This is a genomic window from Frankia tisae (assembly GCF_025403405.1).
Lineage (GTDB): Bacteria > Actinomycetota > Actinomycetes > Frankiales > Frankiaceae > Frankia > Frankia tisai.
On sequence record NZ_JANEZT010000020.1, the window covers coordinates 1 to 17,011 of the forward strand.

Genomic DNA, 17,011 nt, shown 5'->3' on the forward strand with positions numbered 1-17,011 from the left:
ACTATGCCCGCCCCATGCCTGCCCGCCCATCCGGTGGGTGCCGAGGCCATATCCGTTCGGCGAGTCGGTGATCTCTCCTTTCCAGCCGAACTCCCGCATACCCCAGTTGAACAGCTCGGCCAGCCTGGTGATTTGTACCGGTGTGTAGTCCTCGGTCTCGTACCCCTCGCATTCGCAGGAGATCCAGTACGGATTCCCGGCTGCCTGCGCCCAGGCCCGCTGGTCAAACGGAACATACTGCTCGAAGTCACCGTTTCTGGACAGCCACAGATGGGAGCTGACCTGGCTGGCAGCGTTGTCGAACCAGCCGAACAACGATCCGGTGCCGACCTGGACGTGCGCGATGAGTCCGCGAGTCGGCTGGATCATCAGGCCGGAGGTGTTCCGCACCGGCCGTAGTCGGGCCGGCGGGTAGAGGGTCGGCGTCATCGTCAGCGGTCCTCCGGTGCGCACGCGTCGTCACGACAGGTCCTCGTCTGGAAAATCACGATTCCGGGCCGCTTCCTCTTCGTGCGGTCAATAGTCCGTGCCGACCGATGATGGCCGGCGCTGACCGGTACAGTCCTGCTTTCTACCCGGCGCACCGGGATGGTCGTGATGCCGGGTCCGTGGTTGTCGGTCCGTATCGGGCAGGATGCCCGGACGTGCCGCCCACGGAAACCTGCCTCGGTGGACCGGCTGGGCGAGGCCGCTGCGGGCCGGATCGCCCCGTCCGAGGGCCCGGGCCCTCGGACTCGCCCGCCAGCCGTCTGCCGGCCGCGACGCCTAGACTGCCGGCCTATGTCCGGACCTGGCCGCCGCGTCCCCCGATCGGACCAGCCGCCGGTGAGCGGGCGTCCGGTCGACACCGTCACCGTGGTCGCGGGGACGCCGCCGCGGGCCGCGCTCGACCTGCGCTACGAGGTCTTCGTCCGGGAACAGGGCGTGCCGCCGGACCTGGAGCACGACGGCCTCGACGCCACCGCGGACCATGCCGTCGTCCTGGCCGCCGACGGTCGAGCGGTGGCCACGGCCCGCCTGCTTGACCAGGGGCCCCGCCAGTCGAGCGTGGAGCCGGTGGGGGTCATCGGGCGGGTCGCCGTCGCCGCCGCCTGGCGCGGTCGGGGCTTGGGCCGGCTGGTCACCGCGGCCCTGGAAGGCCGGGCGGGGGAGCGTGGCCTGCCGGCCGTGGAGCTGCACGCCCAGACGAGGGTGGCGGACTTCTACGCCCGCCAGGGTTACCGGCCGATCGGCGAGCCCGACGTCGAGGCGGGCATCGAGCACGTGTGGATGCGCCGCGAGCTGCTCCCCGGCCTGCGGCGGGCGCAGGACTCCGACGCCGTCGCCCTCCAGGACCTGATCGCGGGCGCATGGGCGCAGTACCCGGGCTGCGTCCTCGACGTCGACGCCGAGGAACCGTGGCTGCGGGCCCCCGGAACGGCCCATGCGGCAACCGCGGGGGAGCCCGCTCGAGCCTTGTGGGTGGTCCCGGCCGACCGGATCGGGCCGGCCGCGATGGCAGGGCCGGCCGGCGGGGTGCTCGGCAGCGTGGCGGTGTGGGACCGGCCGGCGACGGGTTTCCCGGCCGCATTCGAGCGAGCCGAGGCATCCGAGCGGGCCGGCTGGGCCGAGCTGAAGACGCTGTACGTGGCCGCAGCCGCCCGCCGCCGGGGGATGGGAACGGCCCTGGTGCGACGGGCCGAGCGCGAGGCCCGGCGGTGGGACGCGCGACAGATGCGGCTGTGGACCGACACACGGTTCACCGACGCTCACCGGCTGTACCGGCGGCTGGGCTATACGGCCACTGGTCGCCGGCGCGACCTGGACGACCTCTCGGCGACGATCGAAATCGAGTTCTGCCGCCTGCTGCCCCCGCTGAACGAACTGCCGACTGCGGCCGGCATCTGAGGTCGACCCGACCGACCGTGGCCGAGGACGCCGAACCTTCCTCGCCTTTCCACCGGCCCGCGCGCCCGATTCGTCCCGGTGGAAAGACAAGGAAGGGGCGGTCGGCGGCCGGACGGGCCGGCATCGGGGGCTCGGGGGCTCAGGCGAACGAAATCCCAACGTCTCACCAACTACCGCTATGCTGGCGGGCTATTGCTGTTTTATTTACGGGAATCCCGGACCAAATCGTGGAACGGGTGTTCCGATCCCGTGCAGGCGGTTCACGGTCGTTCGCGACCGGGTTCGAGAAGGAGGCATTCAATGCCGTATGCCGCAGACTCGCGACGGCGGGGCCGCTACTCCCGCGGATCCTGGCCGGCCCGCGCGACCCTCGCGGCCGCCGGCGCCACGGTCGCCCTGGCCGGACTGCTCGCCGTGGCCGGTGCCGGGGTTGCCCGGGCCGGCGGCGTGGTCTGGGCGAGCTGCCCGTCCGGCCAGGTCAGCGAGGTCAGCGTGCCGGCGTCGGACGGTGCGCCGGCGTCCGGTGCGACCTGGCTCGAGGCCGGTTACTACGCCCACATCGCGACGTTCTGGCGGCCGTCGACGGCGCTGCTGTGCCGGACCGAGGCCGGTCGCGGGACCAGCGCGGGCGAGCCCACGTTCCGATTCGAGCATCAGGGCTGCCCGGGTGGTGAGGCGACCTTCGCAGTGCCGCGCCCTGCCGCCGCCGAGGCCGGCAGCGGTGTCGACGGGCCGCCGGTGACCTGGGGGACCTACCTGCCGGATGGCTGGTACGACCTGGTGGACACCAGCGACCCTGCGTGGACGGCGGTCTGCTGGTCGTCCACGCAGCGCTGAGCGGGCGCGGCCCGGCGGCGCGCGGGCGGCATGACGGCGTAGGGCTGCCCGCCCGGCGCCGAGCGGGCAGCCCTACGCCAGGTCGCCGCGGCGACCCTGATCATCTTCGGTGGAACGGTCCCTGACGGGGGTGGCCACTAGTAGCGGTAGTGGTCGGCCTTGTAGGGACCCTCGACCGGCACGCCGATGTAGTCAGCCTGCTGCTTGGTCAGTTCGGTGAGCTTCACGCCGAGCGCGTCGAGATGGAGCCGGGCGACCTTCTCGTCGAGGTGCTTGGGCAGCACGTAGACGCCGACCGGGTAGCTCTCGGTCTTGGTGAACAGCTCGATCTGGGCGATCACCTGGTTGGTGAAGCTGTTCGACATCACGAAGCTCGGGTGGCCGGTCGCGCAGCCGAGGTTCATCAGCCGGCCCTCGGCGAGCACGATGATCGAGTGGCCGTCCGGGAACACCCACTCGTCGACCTGCGGCTTGATGTTGATCTTCTCGATGTCCGCGGTCTTCGTCAGGCCGGCCATGTCGATCTCGTTGTCGAAGTGCCCGATGTTCGACACGATCGCCTGATGCTTCATCGCGGCCATGTGGGCGGCGGTGATGATGTTGAAGTTGCCGGTGGTGCTGACGAAGATGTCGGCGATCCCGACGACGTCCTCGAGCACGGTGACCTGGAAGCCGTCCATGGCGGCCTGCAGGGCACAGATCGGGTCGATCTCGGTGACGATGACCCGGGCACCCTGGCCGCGCAGCGCGTCCGCGCAGCCCTTGCCCACGTCGCCGTAGCCGCAGACCACGGCGACCTTCCCGCCGATGAGTACGTCGGTGGCGCGGTTGAGGCCGTCGATGACCGAGTGCCGGCAGCCGTACTTGTTGTCGAACTTCGACTTCGTCACCGAGTCGTTGACGTTGATCGCCGGGAAGGCGAGCGTGCCGGCCTTGGCCATCTCGTAGAGACGGTGGACGCCGGTGGTGGTCTCCTCGGTGACGCCCTTGATGTTCTGCGCCGTCTCGGTCCACCGGCCGGGCTTCTCGGCGATGGTGCGGCGCAGCGTCTCCAGGACGATCGCGTACTCCTCGCTGTCCGAGGAGTCGGTCGCCGGGACCGCGCCGGCCGTCTCGAACTGCGCGCCCTTGTGGACGAGCAGGGTCGCGTCGCCGCCGTCGTCGAGAATCATGTTCGGCGTGCCGCCGTCCGGCCAGGCCAGCGCCTGGTCGGTGCACCACCAGTACTCCTCGAGGGTCTCGCCCTTCCAGGCGAAGACCGGCACGCCCTGCGGGTCGTCCTTGGTGCCGTTCGGCCCGAGGACGATCGCGGCGGCCGCGTGGTCCTGGGTGGAGAAGATGTTGCAGGAGACCCAGCGGACATCGGCGCCGAGCGCCACCAGGGTCTCGATGAGGACCGCGGTCTGGATCGTCATGTGCAGGGAGCCCATGATGCGGGCGCCCCGCAGCGGCTGGCTGGCCGCGTACTCCGCCCGGGTGGCCATCAGGCCGGGCATCTCGTGCTCGGCAAGACGGATCTCCTTGCGGCCGAATTCGGCCAACGCGAGATCCGCGACCTTGAAGTCGAAACTCATGCCTTCTCCTTCGACGCTCGGGCGGCTGCCGAGCCTGCGTGGCGGGTGCGGTAGTCCCGGGAACCACCCGCCGGCGGCGGTGGCCGTGATGCGCCGGCCCGGGAACACGTTTCCTGAGCGTGCCACATACGGGCAGGGGAACGAAGACCCGGGCCGGCCCTGTGCCATCGTCGCCGGCCGCGTCCGTGCCGGCGCGAGGCGCGACGGGCGGCCGGGCGACACCGGCCTTCTGCGGAGTTGCTTATCCGCTTACGCGCCTTTTATCCGATCTCGCCGTCCCGGTGGTGCTGGCGGGGCCGCGGCGGTGCACCCAACCCCGCTCGTCGGCCCAGACCAGCAGCGGAGGCAGGACGACCAGCGCGGACAGCAGGGCGACGGCAACGTTCAGGGCGACCAGCAGGCCGAAGTCCCGCAGCAGCGGAAGTGAACTGAACGCCAGCGCGGCGACGCCGATCACGGCGGCCAGCGCGGAGACGAGGAAGGCCCGCCCGGTGCGGGCCGCGGCCGCCTCGACCGCCTCGAGCGGCCCCAGGCCCCGGCGGCGTTCCTCCAGATGGCGTAGCACGAGCAGGGTCGTGAACTCCGTGCACAGCGCGATGATCAGCGGGCCGCTGACCGCCGTGAGCGGGCTCAGGTCGACCCCGATCAGCAGGGCGATGATCGAACTGAGCCCCACCGCGATCAGTACCGGCACCACCGACAGCACTGCCCGCACCAGGCCGCGGTTGTACAGCACGAGCAGGACGAACACCGCGGCCAGGGCGTAGTACGTCAGCTCGACCCGGTTCTTGGCGAAGTTGTCCAGCAGCCCGGTGCCGACGACGGCCAGCCCCGACGGGGTGGCGCTGATGCCGGCCGGGGGGCGGACGTGGTCGCGGATGCCGTCGACGACGCCGGCCTGGCGTTCCAGCGACCCGGAGCCGGTCCGGAAGACGAGGTTCAGCGCCTGGTGCTCGCGGTTGACCATGGCGCGCTGGATGTCGGGCGGCGCCACCTGGTAGGCGAGCCGGATGTCCGCGCCGGTCGGCATCACGAGGGTGGTGTTCGGCACCTCCATCATGTAGCTGATGGTCGTCACCAGGCTGGAGGCGTCCAACAGGTCATCGGGGTGAGCCGCGAGCTGTGCGTTGGCGAACCTGCCGACGAAGGCCGCCGTCCTGTCGTCGAACACGTCGCGCGACTGGACGAAAATGCCGAGCTCGCTGGCCGAACCGGTGCTCGCCCGCAGCGTGTTGATGTTCTTGATCACCTGGCTCTGCTGGTCGACCCACTTCTCGGGGTCGGTCTGGATCGTCAACCGGTCGTCCGCGAAGATCCCGCCGACGAAGATCGCCACGGCGGCCACGGCGAGCGGGATCACGGTGATCCGCGGCAGGGCGCCCAGCCGGATGACGGTGCGACCCAGCGGGCCGTGGGTGTAGTCCTTCGGCGGCGTGGGCCGGCGCCGTTCCCGCGTGGTCAGCGACGCGGTGAGCAGCAGCACCGTCGCGATGACGATGACCGGCAGCCCGAGGGCGAGCAGCGTGCCGAAGTCGCGGATCATCGGAACCTGGCTGAACTCCAGGGCCAGGAAGGCGAGCACGGCGGCGACGGTGGCCAGCGCCAGCGCCGGCAACAGCCCCGCCAGCGCCGCCGCCACCGGGTTGCCGGCCCGGTCGAGCTGGGCTTCCTCCTCGACCCGACTGTGGAGCTGCACGGCGAAGTCGATGCCGACGCCGAGCAGGACGGGCAGGCCGGCGATGGTCACCACGGACAGCGGCACGCCGATGTACCCGGCGAGGCCGAAGGCCCAGATGAGCCCGACTCCGACGGCCCCGAGGGGCAGCAGCCGCCAGCGCACCTTGAACGCGACGACCAGCAGTCCGGCCATCAGCGCCAGCGAGATGACGCCGAGGGTGAGGAAACCGCCGCGGAGGTAGTTGTTGATGTCCCGGAGCAGGACGGCGGCGCCGGTGGTCATCGCCGTCGCGTGGTCGAACCGCAGGCCGGACGTGGCCCGCTCGACGATCCGCGCGCCCTCGCCCTCGGCGTCCAGCGAGGCGTTGCCCTCCAGCCGGGTGACCATCTGGGCGGTCGACGCGGTCGGGAAGAACGGCCGCAGCGACTTGCGGATCGCTCCGGTGTTGTCGTGGAGCAGGAAGTCGACCCAGGCCGGGTTGGCGAACGTCCGCTGCGCCTCGGGGATCGCCTGCATCCGCTTCAGGGTGGCCAGCGAGTCGCCGAGGCGGCGCTGTGCCGAGCCCGGATCCGGGTCGCGACTCTGGGCGCCCAGGAGCATCTTCGCGGCTGGGCTGTCGAGGACGTTACCGGTACTGCTGCGGACCAGCTTGTCGGTGAACTCCAGCGCGGTCAGCGGAGTGATCACCGACTGGATCCGCGGATCGGCGTCGAGTTCGGTCTGCAGGGCCCGGAACTGCTCGATGTTGTGCGGGGTGAACAGGTCGTCGGCGTCGGCACCACGCTCGATCGTGAACAGGGTGAGCATCGCCTGACCGCCGAACAACGACTGGTAGTCGACGTTGTCCCGGGCCACCTGGGAATCGCTGTTGAGGTAGTTGTCCTGGCCGGTGGTGAACTCCAGCCGGTTCAACCCGTAGCCGAGGACGAGCGTGACGAGCAGGGCCACGACGGCGACGACACCGGAACGCCGACCGTTGCGTGCGACGAGTGCCCGCCAGCGCCCGCCCGGGCCGTCCGGTGGTTCGGCGGGCCCGTGCGCCCGTGGACCGGTCAGGTTCCGGGAAAAGGGACCGGCGGGATCCCCGTCGGACGAGCTCGTGCGGTCGGTCGGGTCAGGACGGCTCGTCGGATTGTCGGCTGGCATGGTGCTTGGCGGCATCGGGCACGCTCCGGAGTCTTCTTTGGCCTCCGGATCAACGCAAAGTGACCGGTCGGTCTGAGGGCTGCATCCCTCGGTGTATAGCGTAGATCACATTCGAGGGGAGTAGCTCGGACGTTGATCTTTTTGGAGCTTCCGAATGAAACCGAGGGGGCACATTGCGTAATCGGCGGCGGAGGTCTCGACGCCTCATAGACGCGATGCCTTCAAGGCGACCCTCGTTCGGCCTGTAGGTGGTCGTATGAACGGGCGGGCTGGGAGCGGCCCCGCGCCTCCCCCGTGCCTCCCCCGTGCGTTGCCCGATGGTGCCAGTGCGCGGCCGCATCGTCGGCGGTCGGCCGGCGGATGGCGGGCGGATGGCGGGCCGACCGCCGACGGCGACGGTCAGATCCGGACCGGCTGCCGGGTGGCGCGGAACTCGACGGGGGGCGCAGCTCGGGAAGAACGGCCCCTCGTGCCCGTCGCCCCATCGAACGACGAATGGTGGACCACCGTCGACACCGCCGATCTCGATCATGGCGCCGTGTCGCTGCGGGCTGCCCACGGTGTGGCCATGGACGACGCCCCTGTCCCCGACGGACGCGGACATCATGGCGGTCAACCTCTCTGCCGCTGTGGTGACCGATGGCGTGCACCTGCACTGTCTGCGAGACACAGTGCCGACGGCCCGGCTGACCGGAAGCCCGGGAGATCATCGAAGTCGCAGCCGATCCGAACGAGGCGAGCGGCGGGGATCACAGCACCGCCGGGAGTACGGGGGTCCCTGTCCGGTTGCACCCGCCGCGGTTGCCCGGGTTGTCCGGGCCTACGCCAGCTGCGGCGACCGGCTGGCGCACGGTACGGCTGGGAGCCGGTGGCGGATGCCCGTGCACCAGCCTGGGTTCCGCTCGGCGGGAGACGGTCGACGACCCGGGCAGCGGGGAGTGGGGAGCGCGGGCGAGTGGGGAGCGCGGGCGACCGGACAGCGCGGGCGACCGGACAGCGCGGGCGACCGGATGGTGCCAATTGCCTAGTGCGGCGGATGTCATGAAGTGAGCGGTAGGCCGGACTGGGGGCTACCTGTTGCGAAAATGAAGGTAGTGGGTTCCCTGTTGTTAATCTGCGGGTAAGGCAGCTGGGACAGGTGATCATTCGTCCGTCGTCGGTTCCACGGCCGGGACAGCTAGGCGACCCAGCGTGAGATGTCGAGAAGAGTTTCGGGACTGAGCCCTATCTCACATCTCTTTCTCGGCCTTCCTTACCGATCGGTCGGTAAGAACGATGGATGGGTTAACGGGAAGTGTCGTCATGGGAGGCGGATATGGTTCGAGACTGCTCATGGTGAGCACGACGGGCCAGACCCTGCTGGGGGCGCCGGTCCGGCCGGCCGCGGTGGCCCGGGGCTCTGGCCGGGGCGATCGACCTGGTCGGGCGGTCGGGGCGTTGCGTAACAGCGCCTTCATCCTGAGTCAGGTAGTTCTGCTGGGCTCGTTGTACTGGCTCTACGGGCTGGGCCGGCACTACGCCGTCGGCCGGGAGGTCGAGGCCCTGCACCACGCGAAGCGCGTCTGGCACCTCGAGCGCCTGTTCGACCTGCCGAGCGAGTCGTCCTTCCAGTCCCTCGCGCTGCACTCCAGCCATCTTCTGGAGTTCGCGAACCGCTTCTACGTCGTGGTGCACTTCCCCGCGGCGATCACCTTTCTGCTCTGGGTGCTGATCTTTCAGCGGCCGGCCTGGCGCCGGGTGCGGACGGTCATCATGGCGTCGACCGGCGCCGCGTTGCTGATTCACATCGCCTACCCGCTGGCGCCCCCCCGATTCCTGCCGCGGTTGGTGCCCGGAGTGAAGCTCGTCGACACCGGGGCGGTGTTCGGGCCGTCGCCCTATGGGCCGCACGACACCGTCGCCAACCAGTACGCGGCGATGCCGAGCCTGCACATCGGTTGGTCGATCCTGGAGGCCTGGGGGGTGATCACCATCCTGCGCATGCGAGCTCGATGGCTCGCCATCCTGCATCCGATCACCACGACCATCGTCGTGGTCATCACGGCGAACCACTACTGGCTCGACGGCATCATCGGCGGCGGCCTGGTCGTGGCCGCGGTCCAGCTCACCCGGCCGGAGGTCCAGGCCCGGCTGCGGCTGTGGGCCATCGCGTGCCGGCTGCCGGTCCGGGCGCTGCCCGCCACGGCGATGGCGTGCGGGCCGTCGCTCGGCGTCGTTACCGGCGATCATCCAGGGGCCGCCGGCCGGGCCGTTACCGAGATGCCGCGCGCCAGAGCGGACTCCTCAACCGTCTCCGGCGCGGCCGTTGTCTCCGGCGCGGCCGTCGTCCCTGATACGCCGACCGTTTCTGGCACGCTGGCTGTCCCCGACACGTCGGCAGGGGGTGCTCCCCGTGCCGCTCCACCTCAGCGGGCCGCGGCCGAGGCCCCCGGCGATCCCGGTGGCGGTGGTGCACCCGCGGGCGACGCCCGGGGGGCGCCGTCGTGAGCTCCGGCACCTGACGGGTCAGGACAGCCGCTCCAGGACGAGCGCCATTCCCTGGCCCCCGCCGCTGCACATCGTTTCCAACCCGATGGTCGCGTCGGTGGCGCGCAACCCGTTGATCAGGGTGGTCATCATCCTCGCGCCGGTCATGCCGAACGGGTGCCCCAACGCGATCGCGCCACCGTGCACGTTCAGCCGCGCGAGTTCGACGCCGAGCTCGCGGTAGGTCGGGATGACCTGCGCCGCGAACGCTTCGTTGAGCTCGACGAGGTCCACGTCGTCGATCGTCATCCCGGCCCGGGCGAGCGCCTGCCGGGACGCCTCGACCGGGGCGAGGCCCATGATCTCGGGGGACAGCGCGCTGACACCGGTGGAGACGATCCGGGCCAGCGGGGTGACGCCCAGCTCACGAGCCCTGGTGTCACTCATCACGACGACCGCCGCCGCACCGTCGTTGAGCGGGCAGGCGTTGCCCGCGGTCACCGTGCCGTCGGGCCGGAAGACCGGCGGGAGTGCGGCGAGGGCCTCGATCGTCGTGCCCGGCCGGGGTCCGTCGTCGGCGTCGACGACCGTGCCGTCGGGGAGCCGGACCGCAGTGAGCTCCCGTTTGTAGAAGCCGGCGGCGATGGCCTGCGCGGCGAGGTTCTGCGACCGGTAGGCGTACTCGTCCTGCTCGGCGCGACTCACCCCGGTGAGCTGCGCGACGTTCTCCGCCGTCTGACCCATCGCCATGTAGACGTCGGGCAGCTCGCCCCTGCGGCGGGGATCGATCCACCGCGGGGAGCCCGCGGCGGCCAGCGCTGCGGTGCGCGCCTGGGCGCCGGCGTAGCTGGGGTTCTGGGTGTCGGGCAGGCTGTCGCTGTTGCCCTTGACGAAACTGCTGACGACCTCGACCCCGGCGGCGACGAACACGTCCCCCTCCCCGGCGCGGATCGCGTGCATCGCCATCCGGATCGCCTGCAGAGACGACGCGCAGTACCGGGAGACGGTCGTGCCCGGCACGCCGTCGAGGCCGAGACTGACCGCGACGACTCGGCCGATGTTGTGTCCCTGCTCCCCGCCTGGCAGCCCGCAGCCGAGGATCAGATCGTCGATCTCGGTGGGGTCCAGCATCGGAACCTGGTCGAGAGCAGCCAGGATGATCGTCGCGGCGAGATCGTCGGCCCGCAGCTCCCGCAGCGTGCCCTTGAAGGCCCGACCGATCGGCGAGCGGGCGGCGGCGACGACGACGGCCTCGGTCACGGTCGGCCCTCCTGAAGGCTCGGCGCCGCGGTCGGTTGATCGCGGGGCACTGCCAGCTAAATGATCAAACTCTAGCGCGGTGCGGGGTCCTCGGTCGCGGCCGCGTGGCCGGCGCGGCGATGCCGGCCGCGCGGGTTACCCTGATCATCGGGATCGACCGAGCCGGACGGGCGGGTGGATGCGCGAGGGACCTGCACCGATGGGCGGCGCCGCGGCGCTGGCCGGGCCGGCCGGCGACCTGTGCCACCACGCCGCCGCGCTGCGCCGGCTCGCCATGCGGGTGGCTGCGGTGCTGACCGGAGTCCGGAGCGTGGACGCGGGGAGCTCGCCCCTGCGCGCCCGCCTGGACGATCGCATGCACGTCTGGCGGGTGGCTCTCGACGCGGATGCCGAGGCGCTGGGCGCCCGGGCCGCACTGCTCGACCGGCTCGCGGCCGGCTGGCCGCCGCCTGCCCGAGCCCCGTGGCCCGTGGCCGTCTGCGCCGGATCGTCTTCGTCGGGTGTGCCGTCCGGGTCGCGTGTGCCGTCCGGGTCGCTTGAGCCGCCTGGGTCGCCGGCCGCAGGACTCGGCGGCGCGGCGGTTCGCTTCGATCCGGTCCTGCTGGGCGTCCTCGCCGCGCGCCTGCGCGCGGCCGCGGCTGGAGCGGCGGCGCTCGGCCGCGAGGTGGCCGTCGTTCTCGGCGAGGCCGACCGGGCCATGGCGCGGATGGGCGCGCCCGCCGGGATGTGCGGGGCGGCCTGCCGCGGACTGCGGCTCGTAGCTGTCGAGGCCCCGGATGCCGCCGCCGACCTCGAGCTGCGGATATCCCGGCTCGCCGCGGCGCCGATCGCCCTGCGCCGCGCCGGTCCGAGCGATCCACCCGAACGGATTGGCCGGACGCCCGGCGCTCGACCCGCGGCAACGGCGAGCCTGGCGGTGGCGGCGGGACTGCTGGCCCTGTTCGATCCCGGATCGGACTCCGCGCCGCATGTCCCCGGCGTCAAACGGCTGCGCGCGATCCGGGCGCGGCTGGCGGCTCTACCGGCTCCGGCCCGCGCGGGGGTGATCGGGCTGCTGCGGGGCGGCCCGTTGACCGTCCTCGCCGCGATGGCCGCGCGGCTGGCCGACACGCCGAAGCCGGGGGCGGTACGCGCCGCAGTCGAACTCGCGGGCCTCGCCGACGATCTGCTCGCCGGAGCGCCGACGGACCTGCTCGGCGAGCTGGTACGCGCGTTGCCATGGCTCGAACCCGCCGCCCCGCTGGCCGCCGGCGGCCAGCGGCCGGGGCCGGTGCTCGGCGTCGATCGTTCCGGGGACGCCATCGTGCGCGACGGCGCCGATCCAGACGACGTGGGGCAGGGCGCCGTCGCCGACTGCTACCTCGCCGCGGCGCTGATCGGCCTCGCGCGGCAGGATCCCGCGCTGCTCACCGAACGGCTCCGGCGCAACCCCAACGGCACCGTCACGATCACCTTCTCCCCAGGCTCGGGCGCGACCGCCGACGTGACGGTTACCGCGACGCTGCCCGCCCGCCGGGTCACCGCATCCGTGCCCCTCGACGGTGGGAGCGGGCGTGGCGAGGCCGTCCAGGAGATCGCGATGGACGGCGACAACGCCGCCGGCCAGCCCGAGCTCTGGCCGGCGCTCTACGAGAAGGCGTACGCCCGCCTGCGCGGCGGATACCCCGCGATCGCCTTCGGCAGCGCCGCGGCCGCCCTGCGGACCCTCACCGGGCTGCCGGTGAGCCGGCGAGCCGCCCGCGCCACAAGCGTCGTGGACCTCATGACCCTGCTCGACCGGGGCGAGGTCGTCGTGCTCACCACCCGGACTCGAACCAGGCCCGGCGGCCTCGTCGCCGCCCACGCCTACCCGGTGCTGGCGGTGGATGCCGCGCGGGGGCGGGTGCTGCTGCGCAATCCCTGGGATCCAGCGCCGGGCGAGGACAACGTGCGGTGGTATGCCTGGTCGCAGGTCGTCACAGACGTGCATGCGGTGGTGCACGGTTCCACCCGGTGACGGTCGACTACCGCCCGCGGATGATCGCGACAGAGGCCGCGCTGTGGATCATGCATTGATGGCTCACCGAACCCAGCAACAGTTCGGCGAACCCGCCATGGCCGCGGGCGCCGACGACGACGAGGTCGCACTCCCGGCCGGCAGCGAGCAGCGCCTGGGCCGGTGAGTCCGGCACCACCCGGCGTCGCAGGTCGAGCCGGGCGGGCAAGGCGTCGCGCACCTTGGCGATGGCGTCATCGAGCGTGGCCTGGGCCTGTTCCTCCAGCGCCTGGATGATCTCCCCGGGCGCCTCGGCGAAGGGGAACGGGATGGCCGCGAGCCAGGCATGCACGGCGATGAGCGCGACCCCGCGCCGGTCGGCCTCCGCAGCGGCCCACACCAGGGCGGCGAGCGAGTTCGGGGAGCCATCCACGCCCACGGCCACCGCCTGCGCCGGGCGGCCCGGAGGCGACGCCGGGCCGACACCGCGGGCGATCACCGCCGGCGCCGGCGAGTGCACGGCCACCGAGGTGCTGACCGAGCCGACCCGTAGCCGGTGCAACAGGCCCCGCCCGCGGGCCCCGACCACGATCATGCGGGCATCGTGCCCCACGGTGAGCAGGGCCTCCGCTCCGGGCCGATCCACGACCTCCTCGATTACCGAGACCGAGGATTCGGCCGGAGTCGCGGCGGTGACCGTCTCGTGCAACAGGTGAGCGGCCTTCTCGGCCAGGCCGTCTGCCTCCTCCGGGCGCGCCGCGCCGCCGCGCCCGATCCCGACGACGGCCCGAAGCCCGCAGCCGTGCAGCTCGGCCTCGTCGAATCCCCAACACAACGCCGCGCGGGAGCCGGGTGAGCCGTCGACCCCGACCACGATGTCGGCCATCTGCTGCCTCCTTCGCCGCCCCGGTGGCGCCGCGTCCGTGGAAGCACAGTGGAAGTACCCCGCCCGCTCATGGGGAACCCCCGGCGAACGGGCCCGGCGGGCGGCGTGGTGCCTCCATAGCCGAACAGATGGGCCCGATGGTGCGGACCGCCGTTTTCCGGCCGTCCGGAGAGACAAAACGGGAGGAAGCCGGGCGGCGTCCCGCCGGGGTGGTTCCACCGTGGGTTGCCGCCGGGCTCGCGCTACCCGAGACCTGTTCGTCCCACCTGTCAGCGGGAAACGTGGCGGGTCATGAGGCGGGGTTGGGCAGGAGGGGTTCCTCCTGACCCGTGATCGCCTCGGCTGGCCGCGATCTGGCAATGATCCATGCTGGCTTCAGCTCCTTCCATCCCGGGTTGAACGCGAATCCCCGGTGTGACCGATTGGCATTCGTCACCGGGTGCAACCGGACGTTGCCTGCCGTGCCCCGTCCCGTATTCCTGGCATTGACGTATCGATCAGCTTCGGCCGTCGCTGTCGGTCGGTGGTCGTCGCGCGGTTCCCCGGCTGGGTCGGGTGCCGGCGACGTGGTGAAGCGACGCGGGAATTATCGGCAAGGTCGCGCAAAGATATATCGGCTTGTTCGGAAGGGCTTCGGCTCACCGCTCGCTGAAATCCGCGGCGCTGCCGGGTGGCGGGCTCGTCCGGTGGCAGAGGATCGACTCGGCCTTCGCGGCCCGGGTCGTCCGTGGAATGTGTCTGTTCGGTGTCTGCATTCCCGCCCGTCGGCGCCACGGGCATCGCCGTCGCCGCCCCGCCCCCCGCCGCTGCGCCGTCGCCGGTGGCGGTCCGGGGCCGCGGCCGGCCCGTGCGGCTCCCGGCGGCGTCGGGAGCGCGGCAGGGAGCGCATCCGGTGAATGGGCCGCTCCGGCAGCTGCGCGCTTCCGGCGGGGTGGCGTGATTCGGCGGCACGCGCCGCGTCGGGGCCCGTTCCGAGTGCGGCCGCGGTCGGGGCGGTGGCCCGCGGGCGGACTGGGACGGTGGGCGGCTCGAGAGGATGCCGGGTGGACCACCGGCGGCGGGGTGAACCAGTCCGGGCGCGCCGCCGGGCGTGGGTGCGGCCCCGAAGGCGAATTTCCGGCCCTAACTTCAGTTACGTCATCGGAAAACCCGTGGCCGTGATAGCAGAAACAGATCAAAGCGATGCCCGGTTGTCGTGGGAGGCGCAATTCGCTGAATTTTTCGGCTGCTCAAAATTGCTCTGCGGATGGTTAGGTGTGGCCCTTTCGTGGCCGCATCCTCATCTTTTTGCTTTGCAGCAGTCAGGCGATGTTTGATGTTTCTGTCACACCACGACTACCCAACGGCGGTGATGGAGTCATGTCCTCTTCATGTGACCGTGGTGGCCCTCCACAGGAGCCGCTTGACCCGGTGCGGAGTACGGTGCCTGAACAGACGTCGACGCGCTCTCGCCCCACCGAGCCCGTTCCGGTGGGGCTGATCCCCGGACGGCCGGCCGTGACCCCATCGGGTCCGGGCAGTCCGCCAGCATCAAGTGATCCAATCGGGGGAAGGAGGCATGTGTCGTCGGACACGATCCAGCTCACCCTCCCCGGTGCTCTGGTTTCGGTTCAGGCGGCGCAGGAGCCGGGAACCCTGATCGCCGATCGCAGCGGATGGCAACGGGCCGTGTTACGCGCATCCATGCCCTCCGCGGCGAAACTCGTCGCGTGCACCCTGGCGAGCCATGTCGCCGAGGCACCGGAGTTCCTCCCCGCCGGGGCGGCGGTGACCGGCCCCGGGCTGGTCACGCTGCGAGAGGAGACCGGCTACAGCCGAACCCACGTGCAGCGGCAGGTTTCCCTGCTGCGCAGGCAGGGTTGGCTGACCACGGTGGCGCGGCCGGCCGCCGGGCGGACGACCCGGTTCGCCCTGAGCATCCCCGACTCGATGGTGCAGGCCGGTCTGGTGCGCCTGGTCGAGTCGACCGAGCAGGCGCGTGGCGGGGCCGGCAGCGCCGCGGAATCCTCGCGCGAGCCGGGCCGCCGCCAAGAGCGCCGCAGCCACGCCGGTTCCCACCGGCAGGGCGCCCCGCGGCGCCGCACCCGCGCCACGCCGACCAGGGGCAGCGAGACGCAGGACCGGGCCGGCGGCTTCGTCGTCGACCTCGTACCGTCGCGCGACCGTGGCCCTTCCTACCCGGACGCCCACCAGCATCCGGACGCCCACCAGGGCTCCGAGGACCGGCGTCGCGCGGACTACCCGATCCTGCCGACGGACGCGCCCGCTACGCCGGGCGAGCCTGGCACCGGTGACGTAGGTGCGCCGGCGCACCACGAGGCCCCCGCTGCTCCCGCGCCGGCGGCGACCGACCCGATCTTCGCCGGGCCACCCGCGGCGGCTCCGTCGGATGCGGCACCTGATGTCGGCGCGTACTCGTCTTTTGCCGATGAGGTTCCCGCCGCTGCCCAGCAGCAGAAGCCTGCGGATCAGGCCGCAGTGCACCAGGCGCCCGCGGAGCAGCCCCCGGCGGGCGGCCCGGCGGCGGACCGGCCGATGGTGAACGAGCCGACCGCGGATGAGGCTCTGGCGGATGATGAGGCTCTGGCGGATGAGGCCTCGGCGCCCACGGTTCCGCTGCCTCCGCCGCCGCCCGATCCGATCATCTTCGCCGCCAGTCAGGTGATCAATGTCCTGGGGACCGCGATGCGCCGTCCGACCTCGGACTTCATGGCGATCTTCGGCAAGTTGCGGGTCATCTTCGAGGAAGACAACTGGGATCCGGTCACGCTGGCCCTGCACCTCGTCCACATCATCCAGACCGGGGTGCTGGTCGGGGACGGCGACGAGGTCGACAACCTGTCCTGGCGCCTTGACCGTCTGCCGCGGGCTTCGACGGACTGCGAGTGCATCTCCTGCCGGGATCGCCGGGCCGACGAGCGGAAGTCGCCGTCGGCTCCTGCCCCCAGGGGCCGGCTCACCCGCTCTGGCAGGGCGGGCCGCAGCGCTGGTCGGCCGGCCGTGACCGAGCCGAAGCGCTCCGCGGCGGCGGAGTCCGGGACGCCGCCCGTGGAGATCCCGCGGCCGCCCCTCGAGGCCATCGAACGAGCTGCCCGGGTGGCGCGGGAGGCCCAGCTGCGGGAACAGCAGCAGGCTGCCGACGGTGCGGCCTGATCAAGATGCGGGGGCCGGCCTGGACGTGTTCCGGCAGGGCCCAGACGAGTCCCGGTGCGGTCTGACGCATTCGGTGGCGGCGCGGCGGCGGATCGCGCACGGCGAACGGTGTTGCACAGGCCGGTCGGTGGCTCATCATGGGAGGCCGG

Annotated in this window: 11 protein-coding genes; 5 read left to right on the top strand and 6 right to left on the bottom strand. The window is 71.8% G+C overall.

The features are described from left to right. Window positions 1–429 (bottom strand): N-acetylmuramoyl-L-alanine amidase (locus NBZ85_RS03485; RefSeq protein WP_261561509.1); only part of this gene is annotated, 429 nt, incomplete at its 3' end. Between the two features lie 396 nt (window positions 430–825). Between NBZ85_RS03485 and NBZ85_RS03490 the strand changes: the two genes are divergently transcribed. Together NBZ85_RS03490 and NBZ85_RS03495 are read left to right on the top strand one after the other, a co-directional pair. Beyond that, the gene (locus NBZ85_RS03490; protein ID WP_261561510.1) at window positions 826–1,887 is read left to right on the top strand and encodes a GNAT family N-acetyltransferase; all 1,062 of its coding nucleotides are present in this window, start codon (window positions 826–828) and stop codon (window positions 1,885–1,887) included. Window positions 1,888–2,187: 300 nt separating this feature from the next. After that, on the top strand, window positions 2,188–2,724 hold the full coding sequence (locus NBZ85_RS03495) for a hypothetical protein (RefSeq protein ID WP_261561511.1): 537 nt from the start codon (window positions 2,188–2,190) through the stop codon (window positions 2,722–2,724). Window positions 2,725–2,861: 137 nt separating this feature from the next. On the opposite strand, the gene ahcY is transcribed toward NBZ85_RS03495, so the two are convergent. The 3 genes from ahcY to NBZ85_RS33680 form a co-directional block, all read right to left on the bottom strand. Further along, on the bottom strand, window positions 2,862–4,298 hold the full coding sequence (gene ahcY, locus NBZ85_RS03500; protein WP_261554840.1) for an adenosylhomocysteinase: 1,437 nt from the start codon (window positions 4,296–4,298) through the stop codon (window positions 2,862–2,864). Between the two features lie 241 nt (window positions 4,299–4,539). Further along, window positions 4,540–7,137 carry an efflux RND transporter permease subunit gene (locus NBZ85_RS03505; RefSeq protein WP_261554839.1) on the bottom strand — a complete coding sequence of 866 codons (2,598 nt, stop codon included), beginning with the start codon at window positions 7,135–7,137 and terminating at the stop codon, window positions 4,540–4,542. A gap of 34 nt (window positions 7,138–7,171) precedes the next feature. Next, a complete protein-coding gene (locus NBZ85_RS33680; protein ID WP_308205158.1) occupies window positions 7,172–7,729 on the bottom strand; it encodes a DUF1918 domain-containing protein in 558 nt (185 codons plus the stop codon). A gap of 725 nt (window positions 7,730–8,454) precedes the next feature. Between NBZ85_RS33680 and NBZ85_RS03515 the strand changes: the two genes are divergently transcribed. Continuing rightward, on the top strand, window positions 8,455–9,609 hold the full coding sequence (locus tag NBZ85_RS03515; RefSeq protein ID WP_261554838.1) for a phosphatase PAP2 family protein: 1,155 nt from the start codon (window positions 8,455–8,457) through the stop codon (window positions 9,607–9,609). A gap of 18 nt (window positions 9,610–9,627) precedes the next feature. Here the strand turns inward: NBZ85_RS03515 and NBZ85_RS03520 are convergent, their stop codons facing one another. After that, window positions 9,628–10,848: an acetyl-CoA C-acetyltransferase gene (locus tag NBZ85_RS03520; RefSeq protein ID WP_261554837.1), complete on the bottom strand. Its 1,221-nt coding sequence runs from the start codon at window positions 10,846–10,848 to the stop codon at window positions 9,628–9,630. A 199-nt stretch (window positions 10,849–11,047) separates the two neighbouring features. Between NBZ85_RS03520 and NBZ85_RS03525 the strand changes: the two genes are divergently transcribed. Continuing rightward, on the top strand, window positions 11,048–12,844 hold the full coding sequence (locus NBZ85_RS03525; RefSeq protein ID WP_261561512.1) for a C2 family cysteine protease: 1,797 nt from the start codon (window positions 11,048–11,050) through the stop codon (window positions 12,842–12,844). Between the two features lie 7 nt (window positions 12,845–12,851). On the opposite strand, the gene NBZ85_RS03530 is transcribed toward NBZ85_RS03525, so the two are convergent. Next, window positions 12,852–13,709, bottom strand: coding sequence for a universal stress protein (locus NBZ85_RS03530; protein ID WP_261554835.1), 858 nt, complete (start codon window positions 13,707–13,709; stop codon window positions 12,852–12,854). A gap of 1,560 nt (window positions 13,710–15,269) precedes the next feature. Between NBZ85_RS03530 and NBZ85_RS03535 the strand changes: the two genes are divergently transcribed. Next, the gene (locus NBZ85_RS03535; RefSeq protein WP_261554834.1) at window positions 15,270–16,862 is read left to right on the top strand and encodes a hypothetical protein; all 1,593 of its coding nucleotides are present in this window, start codon (window positions 15,270–15,272) and stop codon (window positions 16,860–16,862) included. The last annotated feature ends 149 nt before the right edge of the window (window positions 16,863–17,011 follow it).